Annotated in this window: 17 protein-coding genes and 1 pseudogene; 9 read left to right on the top strand and 9 right to left on the bottom strand. The window is 67.4% G+C overall.

Annotation, left to right across the window (positions count from 1 at the left end; genetic code table 11):
* Positions 1 to 6: 6 nt before the first annotated feature.
* From CG719_RS34630 to CG719_RS34615, 4 genes are all read right to left on the bottom strand, one after another.
* Positions 7 to 849: a vWA domain-containing protein gene (locus CG719_RS34630; protein WP_100572672.1), complete on the bottom strand. Its 843-nt coding sequence runs from the start codon at positions 847 to 849 to the stop codon at positions 7 to 9.
* A gap of 283 nt (positions 850 to 1,132) precedes the next feature.
* Positions 1,133 to 1,834, bottom strand: coding sequence for a hypothetical protein (locus CG719_RS34625; RefSeq protein WP_234375908.1), 702 nt, complete (start codon positions 1,832 to 1,834; stop codon positions 1,133 to 1,135).
* 236 nt (positions 1,835 to 2,070) lie between these two features.
* Positions 2,071 to 3,360, bottom strand: a complete 1,290-nt coding sequence (locus CG719_RS35640) for a hypothetical protein (protein WP_159025028.1) — start codon at positions 3,358 to 3,360, stop codon at positions 2,071 to 2,073.
* Positions 3,361 to 4,730: 1,370 nt separating this feature from the next.
* The gene (locus tag CG719_RS34615; protein ID WP_100572671.1) at positions 4,731 to 5,882 is read right to left on the bottom strand and encodes a hypothetical protein; all 1,152 of its coding nucleotides are present in this window, start codon (positions 5,880 to 5,882) and stop codon (positions 4,731 to 4,733) included.
* Positions 5,883 to 6,160: 278 nt separating this feature from the next.
* Between CG719_RS34615 and CG719_RS37675 the strand changes: the two are divergent.
* The 5 genes and pseudogenes from CG719_RS37675 to CG719_RS34590 all read left to right on the top strand — a co-directional run.
* Positions 6,161 to 6,281 (top strand): annotated as a pseudogene (locus CG719_RS37675) (IS5/IS1182 family transposase); the annotation flags it as partial.
* An 87-nt stretch (positions 6,282 to 6,368) separates the two neighbouring features.
* Positions 6,369 to 6,686, top strand: coding sequence for a hypothetical protein (locus tag CG719_RS34605; protein WP_030944093.1), 318 nt, complete (start codon positions 6,369 to 6,371; stop codon positions 6,684 to 6,686).
* Positions 6,683 to 8,134 (top strand): hypothetical protein, encoded by a 1,452-nt coding sequence (locus tag CG719_RS34600; protein WP_100572670.1) that lies wholly within the window; start codon positions 6,683 to 6,685, stop codon positions 8,132 to 8,134. The genes CG719_RS34605 and CG719_RS34600 overlap by 4 nt, the downstream gene beginning before the upstream one ends.
* A gap of 408 nt (positions 8,135 to 8,542) precedes the next feature.
* Positions 8,543 to 10,627: an ATP-dependent nuclease gene (locus CG719_RS34595; RefSeq protein WP_159025027.1), complete on the top strand. Its 2,085-nt coding sequence runs from the start codon at positions 8,543 to 8,545 to the stop codon at positions 10,625 to 10,627.
* The gene (locus tag CG719_RS34590) at positions 10,624 to 12,438 is read left to right on the top strand and encodes a UvrD-helicase domain-containing protein (protein ID WP_159025026.1); all 1,815 of its coding nucleotides are present in this window, start codon (positions 10,624 to 10,626) and stop codon (positions 12,436 to 12,438) included. The genes CG719_RS34595 and CG719_RS34590 overlap by 4 nt, the downstream gene beginning before the upstream one ends.
* Before the next feature lie 75 nt (positions 12,439 to 12,513).
* Here the strand turns inward: CG719_RS34590 and CG719_RS34585 are convergent, their stop codons facing one another.
* From CG719_RS34585 to CG719_RS35635, 5 genes are all read right to left on the bottom strand, one after another.
* The gene (locus CG719_RS34585) at positions 12,514 to 12,948 is read right to left on the bottom strand and encodes a DDE-type integrase/transposase/recombinase (protein WP_267895384.1); all 435 of its coding nucleotides are present in this window, start codon (positions 12,946 to 12,948) and stop codon (positions 12,514 to 12,516) included.
* The gene (locus tag CG719_RS34580) at positions 12,949 to 13,164 is read right to left on the bottom strand and encodes a hypothetical protein (protein WP_100572666.1); all 216 of its coding nucleotides are present in this window, start codon (positions 13,162 to 13,164) and stop codon (positions 12,949 to 12,951) included.
* Positions 13,161 to 13,361, bottom strand: coding sequence for a hypothetical protein (locus tag CG719_RS34575; RefSeq protein ID WP_100572665.1), 201 nt, complete (start codon positions 13,359 to 13,361; stop codon positions 13,161 to 13,163). The genes CG719_RS34580 and CG719_RS34575 overlap by 4 nt, the downstream gene beginning before the upstream one ends.
* Positions 13,358 to 13,663 carry a transposase gene (locus tag CG719_RS34570; protein ID WP_100572664.1) on the bottom strand — a complete coding sequence of 102 codons (306 nt, stop codon included), beginning with the start codon at positions 13,661 to 13,663 and terminating at the stop codon, positions 13,358 to 13,360. The genes CG719_RS34575 and CG719_RS34570 overlap by 4 nt, the downstream gene beginning before the upstream one ends.
* Before the next feature lie 204 nt (positions 13,664 to 13,867).
* Positions 13,868 to 14,065 (bottom strand): hypothetical protein, encoded by a 198-nt coding sequence (locus CG719_RS35635; RefSeq protein ID WP_159025025.1) that lies wholly within the window; start codon positions 14,063 to 14,065, stop codon positions 13,868 to 13,870.
* A 473-nt stretch (positions 14,066 to 14,538) separates the two neighbouring features.
* On the opposite strand from CG719_RS35635, the gene CG719_RS34565 reads away from it, so the two are divergent.
* The 4 genes from CG719_RS34565 to CG719_RS36990 form a co-directional block, all read left to right on the top strand.
* Positions 14,539 to 15,060: a hypothetical protein gene (locus CG719_RS34565; protein WP_100572663.1), complete on the top strand. Its 522-nt coding sequence runs from the start codon at positions 14,539 to 14,541 to the stop codon at positions 15,058 to 15,060.
* Between the two features lie 40 nt (positions 15,061 to 15,100).
* Positions 15,101 to 17,464 carry a putative dsRNA-binding protein gene (locus tag CG719_RS34560; protein ID WP_100572662.1) on the top strand — a complete coding sequence of 788 codons (2,364 nt, stop codon included), beginning with the start codon at positions 15,101 to 15,103 and terminating at the stop codon, positions 17,462 to 17,464.
* A 320-nt stretch (positions 17,465 to 17,784) separates the two neighbouring features.
* Positions 17,785 to 17,994, top strand: coding sequence for a DUF6243 family protein (locus CG719_RS34555; protein ID WP_093896585.1), 210 nt, complete (start codon positions 17,785 to 17,787; stop codon positions 17,992 to 17,994).
* A gap of 318 nt (positions 17,995 to 18,312) precedes the next feature.
* On the top strand, positions 18,313 to 18,584 hold a 272-nt coding region (locus CG719_RS36990), incomplete at its 3' end, for an SMI1/KNR4 family protein (RefSeq protein WP_234375907.1).

The raw sequence follows: 18,584 nt of genomic DNA, 5'->3' as shown, positions 1-18,584 counted from the left end.
CGGTGGTCAGCGCAGCTCGGTGGCGCGGGTGCCGATGTCCAGGAACTCCACGATGGAGGTGATGTCCGCGTTGTAGACGAAGCCCCGGGTGGTCTCGCTGATGCGGTGCCCCTGCGAGGCCGCGTAGGAGCGCATGTGGCTGGGCAGCACGCTGGACATCTGGAACAGCAGCCGGGCGTACGTGTCCGGCAGCCCCTCCTCGCTGTCCGGGAAGGTGACCGGTGTGCCGCCGCTGCCGGACACGTGGAGGTTGAACAGGAGGACCGCGCCATCCGCGGTGGCGTGCGAGGCCAGCGCGATGGCGGCGCTGGTGGGGTCGCCATCGGTGGACTCGCCGTCGGTGAGGTTGAGCACGATCGGCGGGAAGCCGCTCGGGTGGGCCTCGACCCAGTTCGCGACGAGGCTGTCAGCGTAGCCGAGGGCGCGTGTCATGGGCGTGCCGCCGTTGGTCACCGGGTCCATCCAGACCGGGAACTGCACCGAGGTCTCGACCAGGCCGCCGGCGCCGTCCGGCACCTTCTTGGTACGGCTCTCCACCCGCGCCGGGTTGTTGGCGACCTCGCTCAGCGGAACGAGGTCGCGCCCGGCCAGCGCCCCCTGGAACGCGGAGCCCACGTGATTGTGTCCGTACCCGATCACGGCCACGTGGAAGTAGTCCCGTACGCCTTCCTCTTTGGCACACTTGACGGACAGTTCGGTCAGCAGCCGGTTGATCGCGTCGGAGACGACCTCGGCCCTCTGCTGCGCGACCTCACCGGCGCCCATGGGATCGCTCATGGAGGCGGACTGGTCCACGAGGAAGATGAAGCAACCCGGATTGGTTCGGCTGATCTCTGCGGTGTACGGCACTGCGCCCCCCTTGCTGTGAAGGGGATCACCATATCGAATGACCAGTGCTTTCACACTGCCTTCACAGTCTTGGTGCCGAAGGTGATCGACACTCACATGCCGTTCCACCGGCCGCCGGCATGAGCCCCCGACGGTCTGCTCGACGACGTTTGGATCCACGTGCTGCTCGGAGTCGTGAAGGAGGTTTTCGATGTCTCCGGAATCGAGGCTAGTGCCTTCACCCAGGGCAGATTCCCATCAGGGCAGATTCCCGTGATCAATGACATGCGAGGCAGTCTGCTGGTTACGTCTCGTGTGGCCACTGGGGCTGCGCGGCGCTCGGAGTGATGAACACCGCAAGGCAGCGGAACTCGCCACTTGAACCCTCCAGTTGGGTGTACTGACGCCAGGCGAGCGTGTAGGCGCCGCGCAGCACTCGGGTGTTGTCCGGGAAGGAACCGCCGGCCCACAGCAAGGTGCCGCTCAGTTCGCGCCCGTGGTGGATGCGGAACTCCTCGTCCCTGGTGGGCATCCTGTGTTGCCTGGGGCGCCACAGGGCCGCCTCGTTTGTGATGAGCAGGGCCAGCCCGTTCTGGTCCTCGCGGTCGCAGAAGCGTTCCAGCCTTGCTACGTCCCGCAGGAAGTCCCTACGTGCGACGTCCGGGGCGTTGTGTCCGCGCAAGGCGTACTCCTCGGGAGGCGTCCCTGTAGTACCCGACCATTGTCGGGTTACGTACTTGAACTCGATTGCCGTACGGCTCGCCGGCCCCAGGCACAGGAGGTCCAGGTACTCCGAGGCGTTGCTTCCGCGCACCGGGATCTCGAGACGGCACCTCACCTCCGGTGCGACCTCGCCTACGGCGAGGGCGAAACTGTGCTGGAGATCGGCCTCGGAGTGGAACACCGGCCGCCGCGCGCGTAGACACTTCAGGACTTCGTCCAGCGTGGCGCTACCCGCGATCGTCTCCAGAGTGGGGGGCGGGGGTGTTGACATCGGCGTGGCCATGACGCCATTGAAGACTGTGCGGCCTGCCCATGTCAGCTGACAGTCGACTACCGTCGACAGGACCTCGGCCACATCGCTGGACGCCGAAGCGCTCATGATCCGGCGAACTCATCTTCAAAGGGGGCCGATACCGAGGATGCCGTCGGGCGGCAGCGATCTCCTAAAGAAGGTTCGTACGACGGAACCCGGGCTTGCTCGACTACTGGTGCAGCGGCGGCGTGCATCATGACCAACGGTTATCGAGTCGCGCCTCGGGAGCACGTTCCGCACGCGGTACGGCCTCCTCTGAGGCTGGTCAGGGTGAGGGTGATGGCCGTGCTGCACCTGCAGCGGCAGCGCCACCGGTCGGTGGTCTTCCCCGGATAGGGCTCCAACGGCTCGAACCCGGCGGCGCGTGCCTCCGCGGCGGCTGTCGCGGGATCGGTTCGGCCACCGGATCGGGGGCACTTCTTGCAGCCGGTGGTGCCCGACCGGATGGAGGACAGGCGCGTCGCTACTTCGTTTCCACAGGAACAGCGGCAGCGCCAATGGTCCGTGGTGCGGCCGGGGTACGGCTCCAGCGGCTCGAACCCGGCCGCTCGCACTTCGGCGGACGCACGCTCGTCGGTTGCCGAGTTGAGGGCACAGAACCGGCAGCCCTTCGAACCGCTGTTGACGTTGGAGTAGGTGGGGCTGGTTTCGCGACCGCATGTGGTGCAGCGGCACCGCCACGGCGTTTGGCTGCCCGGATAGGGTTCCAGCGGTTCGAGTCCGGCGGTGCGCATGGTTTCTCGGGCCTTCGGCGCGTTCGTGGCGGCGCGTTTCGCCTGGGTCTCCTTTGCCCGGCAGACGCGACAGCGCTGGCCCGCGTTACGGACGGCGTTGAACGTAGGACGCCCCTCGTGCCCGCAGGTCGTGCAGCGCGAGGGCCAAGTCGCGTTGGTGCGGCCGGGATATGGCACGAGTGGCTCGTATCCGCAAGCCCGCATCTCAGCGGCTGCGGCCTCCGCGTCGATGAGGACCGCAGCACGTGGTCGGCCGCCAACTCGGGGCGCATAGGGTTTTTCTGCGCTCCGTGTTTCCTCATCGACCATGGCCCAGACCTCGGCCGCCGTGATGCGGGCTGCGGAGCAGGTCTCGGTCCAGCCGTTCGGCATGACGTCGCTCGTGAGGAAAGGAACGAGTCCGGCCTGACGCAGGCGGCCCAGCACGGCCTGCTCGACGTCGTAGGCGGCTGCGCCGGTGGTGTATTCACGGGCCTGATGCAGTTGCCAACCCTGGCGTTCGTGTTGGATGAGGCGAGAGGTGTAGCCGGTGCAGGCGCCGATCCCGATCTTGACGGCTTTCCACTCCTGGTGGGTGATCACGTAGACCTTCGACGGTCCTGCCAGGTCGATGCCGTGGGTGGCACAGAACTTGCATCCTCCACCAGCACGGATTTTCATGAGCGTCGGGGAGACCTCGTTGCCGCAGGTTGTGCAACGGCACCGCCACGCAGTCACCGAGGTGGCATAGGGCTCCAGCGGCTCCAGCCCGGCCGCGCGCATGGCAGCCACCGCGCTGTCTGGGTCGGTCTTTCTACCCGCTGCCGCCCTCACGTCGGCGCAGTGCCGACAGCCGCCTTGGCCCGCCAGAATGCCGCCCAGACTCGGTGACGTCTCTCGCCCACAGCCGTTGCAGAGACACCGCCACGCCTTGTCACGACGCCCGGCGTACGGTTCGAGCGGTTCCAGGTCGGCAGCACGCATGAGGGCCTCGGCTTCGTCCGCGGGCCAGCGGCGTCGGCCACCCGGGGAGGGAGGGCAGTACGGGCATGCCCGAAGGCCGCGCCTGAGGTTACTCAACCTGATCTCGACGTCTCGGCCGCACGCGACGTGGCGGCAGTGCCACAGCCCGCTCGGTCCCGGGTAGGACTCCAGCGGCTCGAGGTCGAAGTCCTTCGCCTCAATTGCGGCCCGGTCGCCGTCCGTGCGGGGCAGTTCGCGGCGACGCGACCATGCCCGGTTGATGCCCTGCCCGGCGTTCTTGCGCCCGCATGGGCCGCAGCCCCCTTGTCCGCCCTTGACCGACCCATGAGTGGGTGTCCCGATCGTGCCGCAGGTTGTGCAGCGGCACCGCCAGGGGATGTCGGTCCCGGGATATGGCTCCAACGGTTCCAGACCCGCCGACCTCATGAGCGCGGCGGCCTGGTCCGGATCGACCGGCGCGTTCGGCGCGCACCATCGGCACGGTCCCCCTCCGCGTTTGATGTACGAGTAGCGCGGCTTGACCTCCCGACCGCACGGCACGTGCCGGCAGCGCCAAGGGGGTGTCGCCCCGGGATACGGCTCCAGCGGTTCCAGGCCGGCCGAGCGCATCAACTCCACCGCCTCCTCCGGAGGAATCGATGCCGTGCCTGAGCAGTACCCGCAGCCGCCCTGCCGGCCCGCGGCAATGTTGCCCAGCCGCGGTGACACTTCTCTCCCGCACGCTTCATGGCGGCAGCGCCAGGGCTTATCACTTCCTGGATAAAGCTCCAGTGGTTCGAGCCCGGCATCCCGCAGAATCAGCACCGGATCGCGTGGATCCTTCCGCGGACGTCCCGTCGCCACCCGGCCTCCTTCTGAAGTGCCCGCTTCCGGGGTGAGGATCGCACGCGGCACTGACAACGGCCTTGTTCACGTCAGGAGCTTGCGGCGGGCTTCATCGCGGGCTCTCCTTGCCCGGCCCTTTCCGGGCTGTCCTCTTCGTGGTCTTCGGCAGCTCGTACATCGGCAGGCCGCTCCCGCCGCGAGGAGCCTTCACTCGCGATACGGACTCGTTCAGGGCGACCATCAGGTCCAAGAGCTCTCCCAGTGCTGCCGACGGTTCGGCGCTGCTTACGGGTATCGACGAATCGCTGCTCAAGCATGACCCTTGCCCGGCGGCCGTCCATGCCTCAGCCCTCGAGGAGATCACCCTGGGGGAGGATTCCCGGCATGTAGCCCCTGGCAGGGGACAGATCCCGCCAGTCGAGGTCCCCCTCCTCCACGGAGACCACTCGCCAGTCGTCCCCCTCGTTCATGCTGCGGAACGCCTCGTGCAGGAAGTCGGGGAGCACCTCGCTGTCCCGACGGCCCGGGCGGCGCCGGTCCTCAGGAACCGTCCAGTCTGCCGCGAAAAGAGTGCCGTCGATGTAGAGCGTGCGCTCCTGGCGAGGCCGGTGGCGGGCGAGCAGGCCCAGGATGTCGTCGCGAAGGCCCGCGACTTCGTTGCGTCGAGCCGCCCGTTCCACACGCTGCAGCACCGGCGCCAAGACCCCGAGCGTCACGCCGAGCGCCGCGAAGCCAGCCACGACGTAGTCGCCCAGAATGAGTGGTTCCTGATGGGCGAAGGCGTCCAGGAACGGCGTGTAGTAGGCCAGCACATGTAGGTCCGGGTCGACGGGAAGGTCTACGGCGCGAGGGTCGGCTGTGTCCGGGTCGATCGCCGTCAGACGCATGGGGCTATGGGGGGAGGAGAAGTGCACCGCGCTCGCGTATGCGATCTTCGGCACTTCGCCCTTAATGGTCTTGACTGTCCTCTTCTGTTCCTCCATGGCTTCGCGCAGTTTCTTCGTCAGCGGGCCTGAGCGGCCCTTGGCTTCCGCGACGACATAACCGCCGACGGTCCGCTCTCCGAAGAAGTCCGCCCGGCTCCGGCCGGGGGCGAAGGTGAGGTTGTAGGCGGAGGCGTAGCGGGCGACGTGCATGAAGAACCGGACGGATAGCTGCCTCTCGGCGAAGATCTGGCACATGGCCTGCCCCAGGGTGTAGGACAGCATGCCCTTCTCGGAGGGGTCGAGTTCGCGGGCGAGGTCGGTACGTGTGATGCGACGGATCGGATCATCGCTCCAGTTGAGATAGGCGGGCAGGACCGCCACCCTGTGGCACCACTCGTACGCCGATGACCTCCCGTGCTTGGTTTGGTCGTACGGGGCCCTGCCCGTGATGAACAACGCGCGCGCCAAGTCTTGCGGCAGGACTGGCAGATCCTGCTTGACGGGGACTCCGGTACTGGCTGGGAAGAGCGTGGCATCGGTGCGCACGTGCGCGGGGCCATTGAAGAACATCGTCGCCGCTTTCCGGGTTCAGGGCCGTCATACACCGACCGTGAGGATCGTCGTACCGGCATCTCTCTATCACCCTGGTCCGCAGTCCGCCCCGGCATCAGCGGAGACGGAAGCGATCCCCCGGGAACCCTGGCTCGCCGCATGGCTCCGGCCACGCCAGGCGCCTGTGTCCGCGTGCCGCCCTGATGGCGACGGGCGCGTCGGACCGCGCCGGCCATCAGTCACCGAAGCGACCCACGACAGCCGTATGTTGCTGGAAAGTGAGCGTCGGCGTGGGCCACCACATCATCCGGATCTGTGAGCGACAAGGCGTCCCTGTCCTCGCCGACCGCGCCTATACCGGCGCCGGCCCTCCACGTCGCCGCCGGCCTCAAACGACCACCCGGGGGCGAACTCACCCGACGTTGCGCTACCGCGGTCCTCCAGCGAAGACGGCGGTGTCCGAGTCCCGATCCGGGAACCGGAGGCCAGTTGTAGGCTCCCGCCATGCCGATCTTTGAATACCGGGGCGAAGCCGCGAACTTGAAGGTGCTAGCACGGGAAATAGAGGCGGATCAGCACCTCGCCGGAAAGTGCTCTCTCGCCCTCACGCCCCTGCAGCAGAACAGGCGCGACTCCTTACGCCACGCCCACTGGGCGGAGATCTCCATCTCCGTCGCCGCCGGACTGGCCACGAACACCCTGTATGACGCCTTGAAGGCATTGGTCGAGCGGGCGCGTGACCGGGGGCCAGTGGAGGAGGCGCCTCCTCGACCGGAAGACGACGACCAGGGTGCGGACGGCTCGGAAGGGGTGAACCGGTGACCGTCCACTCTCCACGTCTGCGGAACTCGAGCGGCGCCGAGTTGAATCTGCGCAGCCAGATCCTCTTCCAGGATCAGACCCGCACGCGCACCAGCGATCTTGTGACGGCGGTCGGCTCCTGGCACAAGACCTACGTCCACGAGAGCAGCCACTGGGCGCGATATCACGGATCCACTGTCGGCATTCTTCTGAGCCTGCTGCGGCGCACGAGGGACCAGTTGGCCGCGTACACGATCTCTCACCTGCCCCGGCAAGACGTGGAGCATCTCCACGAGGACCGGAGCAGCGGACTCCCCTTTTTCTCCTTCGAGTGCTACCCCAAGCACGCCCAAGGGGAACTGAAATACAGCGAATTGGATTGGCTCAACTTCTACTTCGCCTACTACCTCCTCTTGGACCCGGAGGGTCTGACGGAGTTTGACACCGGCACCTGGGACATGCGGGCGGCAATGGAGCACGCCCTGGAAGACATGTGGCGCCAGGGTGCGGGCATGGAGATGGTCGAGTGTCCCGATGACGTACGCGTCGGCATCGACGGGCCCCTGAAGCTCGTGCACACCTCCGAGGGCCCGCTCACCACTCGCGTCCTCTTCGAGTGCGCGGCGGTGCTCGACGAACTCTTCCAGTTCGAGGGCGCCTTCATACGGAAAGCTGACCCGGCGCTGCGCGAGTTCTTGCTCGAGGTGCTGAACGGCGAGTACGGGATGCCGTGTCGCCTGGCACGTGCTCTCGCAGGGCGCACCCTCGGCGGAAGTACCGTCCTGGCCCTCATCGACTTCGCACTGAACCCTGTGGTGCCGGGCTTGAACTCCGACGACCCGTCCGTCGACTGGAAAGAGCTCTACCCTCCCTACCGGTTCGTGACGGCAGCCAAGGCGATGACGGGCTGGGAGACGGACCTGGAGTTCCAGTATCCGAGCCACGAGGCGACGGTCCACTTCCAGCACGTGCTGGCCAAGCGCAGTGGGCTCCGGATGGGAAGCGTGGCTTCCCGTCTATCCGACCTCTCGACCCTCCGGGAAGCCGCCACGGCCCCCATGCACCTGTCCGCGCGTACGCCTGCCGTGTCCCTCATGTGCGCTTCACGTCTGCTTGCCCTGCGGGAAAGAGACGTCTGTTCGATCTCGCACTACGGCGTCAATTTCCTGGGCGAGAGAGCGACCAGGTTCATCAAGCCCGACCGGGACATGCAGTGGCTGTTCCCGGTGTTCCAGGTGAGTCAAGGTGAGTACCGGTGGCCGGCGGAGCACGTGGGCCTCGATGAGGCGACGGACCTACTGATAGGTGCCGCGGTGGCGTCGGCGTACGACGACATCCTGCACGGCGTCGGCCCTCTCGCTCACGACCACCTTCCCCGCAGCCTCTTCGACGACGTCGGACAAGTCGAAGCGCTGAACCAGGTCCTCAAGGACTCGACGGGACTGGACATGGGCTGGCATCGGACCTGATGCGGACCCATTCACCGCTCCTGGCGCAACGCCTTCGCTGAGCACCGGTCACGCTGTGCGCCTCGTACATGGCCATCCCTCACCCGGTCCGTCGGCCTATGAGGTGGTGGCCGCATGGGTGCCGTATCTCGAACATTCGGGAGTGAATTTAGATCGATAGGTGACCGAAACTGAATCAAATGCGACCGCTGTGCATTTAGAGAATTATGGTGACAAGATGCGGCCCCAGATCCTGAGGGGGTGACGGCATCTCATGGGGCTTGTGGCTTCCTTTGCTGTGTGTTCCCGCCGGACGTCCCAGGGTGTGTACGAGCGCAGCAAGGAGCCGCGATGACCCAGCCCAGTGATCCGCGTGCCATCCCAGGCCCGCGAGACGGCTCCGCCGAACCACACGGGACCGTAGTCCCGGTGCCGCCTCGGCTCACCAAGGCGGCCATCCGCAACTTCCGGCTGCTCCGCAGAACCGAGCTTTCCTTCACGGACAAGGTGACACTGTGCGTCGGCCGCAACAACACGGGAAAGACCTCGCTGGCAAAACTGTTCGAATTCTTCGTGGCGAGGAAGAAGGCCGCGCTGCGCATCGAGGACTTCTCCGCCGACTGCTACGAGGAGTTCCTCGCCGCCCATCGCCTCTTCGCCTCGGGCGAGGCGGAGCAGGCGCGCGACACGGTTCCGGCAGTCACCCTCACCCTCCACATCTCCTACGACAAGGACTGCGGCCAGTACGGACCCCTGGCCCCCTTCGTGGTGGACCTCGACCCCGACTGCTCCGAGGTGGTGATCAGGTTCGCCTTCGCGTTGGGGGACGGTGCCCTGAAGGAGTTCTTCGGCGGCGTGCCGGTGGGGCCGGATGCCACGGCCACGCTTGAGCAGCTGGGCAGAGGCATCCCGAAGCACTTCGAGATGTCGGTGATGGCGGTCGACCCGACCGATGAGGCGAACGTCCGACCGGTCGACCTCGCGGACGTGCGCACCCTGGTGAGGGTGGACTTCGTCGAGGCGCAGCGAGGGCTGGACGACGAGAGCGACGGGCATGCCGCACCAATCGGAGCGGTCTTCGAGCAACTGCTGACCGCAGCGGAGAAGAGCCAGAACGCGACGTGGCTGGAGGAGCTCGCCGCGAACATCGACAGGACACTCGTGGACACCTCCGGCAGTCTCGACAGCAGCCTCCAGAAGGTCCGCGAACGGGTGGCGCCGACGTTGAAGGCATTCGGCTATCCGGGTCTGGCCAACCAGGAGTTCGTCACGGCCGCCCGGCTGGACTCCAAGAGGCTGCTCAGGAACTTCGCGCGCATTCACTATCCGGGAGTGGCCGGTGTGCGGTTCCCGGAGTCGTACAACGGCCTCGGTACGCGGAACTTGGTGATGATTCTGCTCAGGCTCTTCACCTGCTACCGCGACCACACGGCGACCTCTCCGGAGCCGGGGATCCATCTCGTCTTCCTGGAGGAACCGGAGGCCCATCTGCATCCGCAGATGCAGGAGGCGTTCATCCAGCGACTCACGTACTCCGTCAATCTGTTCCCCCGGATCGACGCGCAGATGAGAGCGACGATGCCCGGGCAAAAGGGAGCGGTCGAGGAGAGCAGCACCGCAATCGACAGCAGCCCCCGGTGGAACGCTCAGTTCGTGGTGACCACCCACTCGGCACACGTGGCCAACCGGGGACACTTCTCCGACATCCGGTACTTCCGGAAGGAGGAGGACACCGTGGAGAGCGGAAGCGAGCCGGGGCCGGCCCGCACCTTCATCAAGGACCTGTCCCAGGTGACCGGCGACGAGAGGTTCCTCCGCAAGTACCTGACCCTCACCCGGGCCGACCTCTACTTCGCGGACAAGGCCATCCTCGTCGAGGGCGCCAGCGAGCGTATCTTCGTCCCGGCTGCGGAGGAGAAGCTGGCGGCGAGGAGGCCCGGAGAGACGCCCCAGCACCAGTACGTGACCTTGATGGAGGTCGGCGGGGCGCATGCCCACAGGTTCTATCCGCTGCTGAAGGTCCTCGGGATCCCAGCCCTGATCATCACGGATCTTGATCCCGTCGACGACAGGGAGCCCGAGATCCGCAAATGCCTGGTGTCCGAATCCGGACGCACGTCCAACCAGTCCATCAGGGCGTGGTCCCCCGAGATGGCCGACATCACGGTGGCCGAGCTGCTGCAGCGGGCCGAGACGGACCCGCCGATCGCCGGCGGCAGCATGTGCCTCGCCTACCAGGTGCCGGAGGAGCCCGGCGGTCCGTGCGGCCGCACTTTCGAGGACGCCTTCGCGCTGGCCAACCGGGGCCTGTTCGGTATCCCCACGGGTGCCGCTCCCGCCGAGGAACTGGAACAACAGGCCCGTAGCAGCGTGGAGACCAGGCGCAGCAAGGTCGACTTCGCCCTCGACCACGTCCTCGGAGACCACGACTGGCAGGTCCCGAAGTACATCAGGCGCGGCCTTGAGTGGCTCATGGCACAGGACGGGACGGCGACGAAGGTGGACGTCCAGTGACGACCGAGGCGGAAGACGTCACGCACACGATCCTGACGGCTCTCCAGGCGGGCCGTCACTTCAAGGTGGAGGCCGGTGCCGGTGCGGGCAAGACCAGCTCACTGATCGAGGCGCTCCAGAGCATCCTGGCTGACCGCCCCCGCTACCTCCCGCGGCCCCACCAGCGCATCGCCTGCGTCACCTACACCAATGTGGCCCGCGACGAGATCATCAGCCGTACCGACCGCAGCCCGTACGTGTTCGCCGAAACCATCCATGGTTTCCTGTGGCCGCTGCTCTCCCCTCTCCGCAAGCACCTGTTGCGCCACATCGTCGAGCTGGACATCATGCTGTCGAAGATGGAGGGCCACACCTCACTGGACGGCTACACGGTCGAGTACAGCACCGGCTTCCAGAAAGTGGACCACGACAGCCGTCGGGTGCAGCTGGGTCACAATGATCTGCCCGTCCTCGCGAGGGCGTTTTTCGCCCGTCCCAAGTTCCGGGCCCTGGCCGCCGACCGGTTCCCGATCGTCTTCGTGGACGAGTACCAGGACACCCCCGCCGGTCTGGCGGAGGCCATGCTGGGCACGCCGGGCGATGAGGCCACCGCGCGCGGCCCCCTCTGCGGCTTCTTCGGGGACCATTGGCAGCAGATCTACGACAACGCGTGCGGGGCACTCGAGGACGCCCGCCCAACACCGGTCTTCAGACGGCGCAATCGGCGCTCGCAGCGCGCCGTCGTGAACCTCCTGAACACGATGCGTCCCGAACTGACGCAGACCACGGCGTCAGGAGTTGGCGAGGGCACCGTCGCCGTCTATCACACCAACGAATGGGCCGGGACGAGGCTCACCCACCACCGGAAGGGTCAGCTCGGCTGGGACGCGGCCCACGCGGCCCGGAAATGGGTACTGGACGACGTCCGCGACCGGTTATGGAGCACCGGGGCATCCGGTCACGATGCCCAGGCGCGGGCGGAGGAGCCCAGCACGAAGATCCTCATGCTCACGCACGAGACGATCGCCGGCGAACTGGGATATCAGAAGCTCCACGGGGCCTTTCGGCGCAACGATTCCTACGTGAGGAAGGAGGACCACGCCATGGCCTTCTTCATGGACACGCTGGAACCGGCCCTGCTCCACTACCGGAACAAGCGCTACGGCGCGATGTTCGACGCACTCGACCCCCGTGGCCGCCCACCCATCAACTCGTCGGCCGACAAGCAGGAATGGATGGCGTTCCTGACGAAACTGGGGGAGGCCCGCAAGACGGGCACGGTCGGCGACGTCCTCGACCTCTGTCTTGAGCAGCAGCTCTTCGACGGCCTGGGGAAGGTGCGCGAGCGTCACCGGAAGGCCGTGTCACCATCCGGCACCGACCCGCAGGCTGTGAGTGACGACAAGGCCGAAGCCCGGGCGGTGGCGCGGTCGAAGGAGTACCAACAACTGCGCCAGGTGCCGTACGCGGAGTTGCTGGCGTTGAACGAGCACCTCGGCGGCGGCACGCCCTTCGCCACACAACACGGAGTCAAGGGACTGGAGTTCAACCGGGTCCTCGCCGTGGTCAGCAAGGGACACTCCCGCTTCCAGATCCCCGAGATGCTGGCTAACTTCTCCCGGCGCGACGAACTGATGGACAAGGAACTGGAGGCGTTTATCAGGGCCCGCAACCTCTTCTACGTGGCATGCTCACGGGCCAGAGAGCATCTGGCCATCCTCTTCACCACGAAACTTGAGCCCGCTGCACTGGACACCCTTCGGGAGTGGGTCGGCGAGTCGCGGATCACGTCGCTGCGGTTCGACGGGGATACGGTGGTGGGTGGCGAGTGAGGGACGAGGCAGGCCGGACGGATCCCCGGGCCAACCCCGACATGAAGTTTCCCCGTGATGCTGGACACTCGATGCTTACGCCGTGAGGGCGTGTCCTTGTTCGTGTCGCTGTCGGATCTCCAGCGGGGTGAGGTAGCCCCAGCCCGGATGTTTGCGCAGTCGCCGCCGGTTGTAGAAGCTCTCGATGAAGGCGAAGATCTCCGCTCGGGCACTCGGCCGGTCCGGCCAGCAGCGAGTGCCGATCTCGCCCTTCAAGAGCGCGAAGAACGACTCGGCTGCGGCGTTGTCGAAACACGACCCCGTGCGGCCCACGCTCTGCCGCAGCCCCAACCGGCTTATTTCGCACCGGAGTTCGTCCGAGGTGTATTCGTTGCCGCGGTCCGAATGCACGATACAGCCGGGCTGGAGCCGACCACGTCCGGCAGCCATCTTCAGCGAGTCCACGACCAGGGATGCGCGGTGGTGGTCAGCCATCGAGTAGCCGACGATCTCGCGGGTTGCGAGGTCCAGTCAGGTCGCCAGATACAACCAGCCCTCATCGGTGGGGATGTAGGTGATGTCGCCGACGAGCTTCATCCCCGGCGCTGGTGCGGTGAAGTCGCGGGCGATCAGGTCCGGGGCGGGCACCGCCCTTTTGGCCGGGCGGGTCAGGCTCTTTCGCCCGCGCCGTGTGACGCCGCTGATGCCGCGTTCACGCATGATGTGCGCGATCCGTTTGCGGTTCACGCGGTGCCCGAGCCGACGAGGTGCAGCACGGTGATCTCGTGCGCCAGGACATCGTCCGCGACCTGCCTCGCCCGCCGGGTCTTCTCACCGGCCAGCCATGCGTAGAAGGAGGAGCGGGCCACCTTCAGCAGCCGGCACAGCAGTGCAACATGGTGGGTGGTCTTCTCCGCCTCGATGAACGCGTACACCTCGCTCATCGATCGCTGTCCTTCGCGAAGAAGACCGCCGCTTTTCGCAGCACCTCGATCGTCTCCGCCTGCTCGGCGGCCAGCCTTCGCAGCCGACGCAGCTCTTCACGCTCGGCCGTCGTCAGCTCTTCCGGCACCCCCTGCCCACGGCCAACCGTGTCCTGCTTGACCCAGTTCCGCAGGCCCTCGGCGCTGACCCCGAGCTGCCGGGCCACCTCGGTGACGGTCTTCCCGGAGGAGTGCACGAGAGCGACCGCGTCCCGTTTGATCTCCTCCGTATACCGCCTGCTGCGGTTGCTCTTACTTCCCACCTGGCACTACTTCCTCTGGAACTCACGTCCCAGTCTCCAGGTGTCCACGATCAAGGGGAAGCTTCACAAGCCTCCTTCCCCTGCTCGGTGCCCGGTTGTCCGAAGGGTCATCATCGGGGCGTGAGCCAAATGGCAAGACCGCTACCTGTGGCGGTGGCGAGGGCTGCCACCGCCAAACCCTTGTGGGGGATGCCCTTGCAACCGTCACAGGCGAGGGGCTCGCGCCACCACCAATGCGTTGATGGCCAGTGTCCCGAGGACGGCAACAAGGAGCGTTGTAGCAAGCACCAGTTGGACTCGCTCCGTGACGTTACCCATCCGGAAGTAAGCCTTGCCGCAGCCGAGTTCGAAGTCACTGGCGGGGGTGGCGGCAGGGCCGCTGCCACTCGTGTTCTTGGTCATGGACGCAGGACACCGCGTCTCGGGCGGTACGTCAAATTCCGCAGTTACCGGGGCGTTCAGGTGATCGAAAATGAGTGGGTGTACCGCGACAGCTCGCTCGGTCACGCGTGTCTCTGTCGCCCGGCTGCGGACCTTGGTGACCGTCGAACCGGCGCGACGCCAGCGAATCCGCCGCAACCACCATCCGCTCAGCGGCGCTGGTGGTGGAGCGGCGGACGGCACCAGTAGCGGCAGGTGGTGGGGCCACCGGCTTCACCCCTTGCCCGCGATGTAACCCTCCCGAACTCGCGTCCGGCGGCCTACGCTGACGGGCCAGTGCCGCCGTGATCACCGGGTCGTGAGGAGCGGCGGGAGGAGGGAACAGCAGGACCGGGGGCAGGCTGCCGCCCGTACGCAAGCACCGGGTCAGCGCACCGACGCTACCCGGGAGCGCGTGCCGGGGCCGGGCAGGGCCGCCCGGCAGGGGGAGGGCCATGAACCGCTGGGTCGGCATCGTGTCGCTGCGCGAGACCGCGCCGCCGACACCCGTGCACCGCATCGCGCTCGCCATCGATGCCGCGCGGAACCGGACGTCGTACCAGCTGGCCGGCCAGACGGTGCCGTACGCGCGGATGCGGGCGGCGCTGCGCACGCTCGGTCAGGAACACGCACGCCACCACGAGTGGGAGCGGTACGCGTACTGCGTTGACCTGGCTGGCGACTTCTTCGACGGCGGCCACCCCCCGACCGGACTGCCCTCCTGGCTCACCAACGAACTCCAGAACCTCCTGGACGGCAGGTATGACACATCGCCGACCGGCGGGCGGAGGGCGCAGGCGGGCCCTCGGCGCACCGACTCGCGTCCTGCCCACCAGCGCCCGGTGTCCACCCGCCGGGTCCGGAACACACCCCCCGAAGCCGCCCGCCCGGCCCGCGCGGTCGGCCCCGCCCGCGGCCGGACAGCGTCCGTCGCCCGAGCCGGTCCGGCCCTACTCCCGCGCCGAACGGCGGCTTGACGTCCACGACGTCACGTACCCGGCGCTGTGCGAGCCGCCCGTGTCGCTGGTGGGCACGTACGGGCAAGAGGTCCGCGAGATCGTGGCGAAGGCCGTGCGCGGATGGGACGCCGGCCCCGAAGTCACTGCCTGGCTCGGCCTGGCCGCCGAACACCGCAGTCATCTCTACGAGAGTCACCACATCGACCAGGTCACACCGCACGTGCTCGGTCTGCTCGACCGGCTCGGTGCCACCGCGCTCGACGTGATTCTGCTCGACGCCTACGCGCGATGGGCGACCCCTCGGAAGGTGGGCGAACAGTCGAGCGAACACGCCCGGCGTCGTGCCGCCGCCGGCCTTGCGCTCGGCGCGTGGGCTGCCAAGCAGGGGCTGGTGCGCATGGGCGCGGGGGAGGCGCAGCAGCCCGCCAGGTCCGTCTTCGAAGGAGTGGCCCGACAGATCCTCGGCGTGCTTAGTCTTTGTGGCGAGCACGACATCGCCCAGAGGCTGGTCGCCTCCGTGTGGTCCGACCTCGACCGGCCGTCCGCGGAGACGGGAGCCGATCCCGTCACTCTGGCGCATACGGCTTTCCAGAAGGAAGGACTGACCTACGACTACGACGAGGAGGGCCCGGACCACCGTAAGGTCTTCCGTGCCACTGTCCGCACCGGAACCGGCCGCATGGCGGGAGGCACCGGCCAGTCCAAGAAGGCGGCGCGGGCGGCGGCGGCACGAGCACTGCTCGACGCATACCCAAAGGTGGCTGCGGCGGCGGGCGCCGAGCGGAAGGCGACACCCGCGAACCTGCCTACCGCGTCGCCGCTGCCCTACGCGCAGCCGGGCAACCGACATCGGGATGCCGTGAGCGACCTGGCGGCGATGTTCGAGCTTGGGCATCGCGTGGACGGGCTCCTCGCCCAAGCCCTCACCCATGCCTCCTGGGTCCACGAGAACCAGGCGGCGGCGACCGCCGCCCGCCAGCGCGACAACCACCTCCTCGCCCACCACGGCTCGCACGTGGTGAACCACCTTGCCGCCCACGTCCGCGTCCGCCAGGCCCTCGCGCACGGCCTCACCCCCGACGAGGACGAGGCACTCATCCTCACCACCTCTGACGATGACACCGCCCGGCTCGGTGCAACGCTCCAGCTCGCCGAAGGGCTGCTGACGAGCCGCGGTGAGAGCGGACAGAGCCGCACAGCGGTGTCGGACGCCACCCAGGCGGTCGTCGCCGCGGCCTGGCGCATCCACGGGCCTCGGCTGCTCAGGCGCCGGCCCGCCGTCCTAGACGACTGGCTCTCCGCCTTGGAACACCAGCACGACCCGGTGACCATCCTCGCCACCATGGCCACCACATACGGGATCGACCACGATTACACGTACGACGTCTCGGGGCGGGATCACCTGAAGCGCTTCACCGCCACGATCAGGCTGCGGGACGCTCGAGGCCGTGTGCACCGGTGGACCGAGCGTCTGCCCGGAACCCCCGGGAAGCCGGAGGCGAAGAGGGCGACCGCCGAGGCCGTCCTCGACATCCTCGCCACCCCCGTCAACGGTGCCGTCGACGATCTCCCCGCCCCGGAACGGGACCTGCTCGTCTTCCTCCTGCGCGCCGAACTCGATGGCCTCGGCCAGCCGACGGAAAGGCAGCGCGCCCGCATGCTCGCCCGCGGCGACCTCGGCACCGACCTCCTCACCACCGGCGACACCGAGGCGTTTCTTGCCTGGGCAGAACGCATCCGCCAGCTGCTCGGGCCGGACAGCACAGCCGTACCGGACGCCCTGCGCGAGCTGTACCCGAAGGTCCTCGACGACACCCGACTCGGGCCTGGATCGCTCCTACGCCGTATGGCTGCCGAACCTGGATCAGACGTCGCGAGCGTGGTTCGGCGAAACGCGGCGGACGCCGTACGGCGAGCGCTGAGCAGCGGGCCGCAGGCCGCCTCCGTTCGCGACGTCGTGCAGGACTGGTGGCGCGATCAGGCCCCGGCCACCGGCGTCACGGTCCGCGACGACATGCGTCAGGAGATCTTCCGCCCGCTCCCCATCCACCTCGGCGCGCTGGACGAGACCCTGAAGTGGGGCGGCGAAGCCGCCGAGGCGGCCGATACCCGCATCGACGTCGAGCTGACGGTTCAGGACGGCACGCTGCACGTGTGGCTCGGCCTCGACAAGGTGGACGTCCGGGTGGCTTGCGATGATTTCGCCCGCCTACTGTCGCACGCGCTTCCGTACACCGACTGCCTGGTCGGTGACGACCATGTACTGCTGCGCCTGCACGGCGATCTCGAGACAGATCCACTCCATCCCTTGGCCGCCGCAGGCATGGACGCTTACGCCTCCGGGCCGAAGGACCGGCGACGGCTCATTGAGCAAGTCGCCGACGGGCCTGCGGAAGCACAGGACAAGCAGCCGTATTCGTGAGCCCGCAACCCGAGCCGGGCCACGTTCTTCACTCCGCTTCAGCGTGGCAAGGGCGTGACAGGAATGGCGCTGCAGAGCCCCCGCTGGCTCTGGAAGAAACGGCTGGCCCCTGGGCCCTCACCGAAGGCCCGGCCGACGCCGGGACGGCGAAAACTTGGTATGCGGAGCCGACGGGACCAGGTAACGTCTTGCTCATGTTCTTCCAGACGCCGATTTACGAGTGAGAGCGTGATGGGCCCCTGCTGACGTCCTTCGACGTCGCCGTGCCCGTCCCCCACCGATGAATCCTTAGATCACTTCACAACATTCCGGGAGAACCCGTGAGCAAGAACATCAACAACCCCGTGGGCATGGGCGGCGGCCAGCGCAAGAAGCTGTCCCGCGCCGAACGGCAGAACAACGGTCCTCACCGCAACCTCGACCGCCAGGGTGCCGCCGACCAGAAGGCGGAGCTGGTGCGCAAGATGCGCGAGAAGGCAGGCACTGCCGAGGGCGCCGGGCAGACGGGCGACAACACCGCACAGAGCTGACGCACCGCCACCGTAGGGCGGCACCGCACGGGGCAGGGCCCGGACCGCGACACGTGGTCCGGGCCCTGCTGCCGTACCGGGCGCGGCCTGCCCCGCTCAGCTCTCGGCCGAGCACCCGCGTCTCAGCCGGCCAACCGGGGCAGCCGCAGATTCAGCAGCCCCGTCACCGCCACCACCCCGAGCTTCACCAGCAGCGTCACACCAGCGCGTTCCCCGTGCCCAGCCCGGGCGACACCGCCTCGCTGAGTTGGCCAGCGTCGACGCGCGCCAGCGGGCCTCTTCGAGTCTGAGTCGGGTGCAGTAACTGATCGTTTCAAAGTGAGATTCGACCGCATGGAGCCTGGCCGGTTGGAGAGTCTTATGCTCGCGGCGACGGTGGAACTGGGGCTGCCAGATGCGAGAGGTAGGAACGGGATGGACCGGCTGTCCGATACTCGGCCGAGGAGTGTGCTGTCCGAGGCGGAGGTTCGGTCCTTCGAGCGGCAGTACGGGGTCACGCTTCCCAGGGACTACCGAGGGTTCCTGATGGCCGTCGGAGACGGCGGCCCAGGCCCGTACCACGGCATTTGGTCCCTGAGCGAGTCGTACGG

The organism is Streptomyces sp. CB01373, assembly GCF_002803075.1.
GTDB lineage: Bacteria > Actinomycetota > Actinomycetes > Streptomycetales > Streptomycetaceae > Streptomyces.
Note: the sequence above shows the minus strand (reverse complement) of the source record. Positions and strands in the feature narration are given on the sequence as shown.

Excerpts from the sequence above, each read along its gene's own strand:
- CG719_RS34625 (WP_234375908.1), bottom strand. The coding sequence starts at position 1,834 with ATGGCCACGCCGATGTCAACACCCCCGCCCCCCACTCTGGAGACGATC.
- CG719_RS35640 (WP_159025028.1), bottom strand. The coding sequence starts at position 3,360 with ATGCGCGCGGCCGGGCTGGAGCCGCTGGAGCCCTATGCCACCTCGGTG.
- CG719_RS34615 (WP_100572671.1), bottom strand. The coding sequence starts at position 5,882 with ATGTTCTTCAATGGCCCCGCGCACGTGCGCACCGATGCCACGCTCTTC.
- CG719_RS34605 (WP_030944093.1), top strand. The coding sequence starts at position 6,369 with ATGCCGATCTTTGAATACCGGGGCGAAGCCGCGAACTTGAAGGTGCTA.
- CG719_RS34575 (WP_100572665.1), bottom strand. The coding sequence starts at position 13,361 with ATGAGCGAGGTGTACGCGTTCATCGAGGCGGAGAAGACCACCCACCAT.
- CG719_RS35635 (WP_159025025.1), bottom strand. The coding sequence starts at position 14,065 with ATGACCAAGAACACGAGTGGCAGCGGCCCTGCCGCCACCCCCGCCAGT.
- CG719_RS34565 (WP_100572663.1), top strand. The coding sequence starts at position 14,539 with ATGAACCGCTGGGTCGGCATCGTGTCGCTGCGCGAGACCGCGCCGCCG.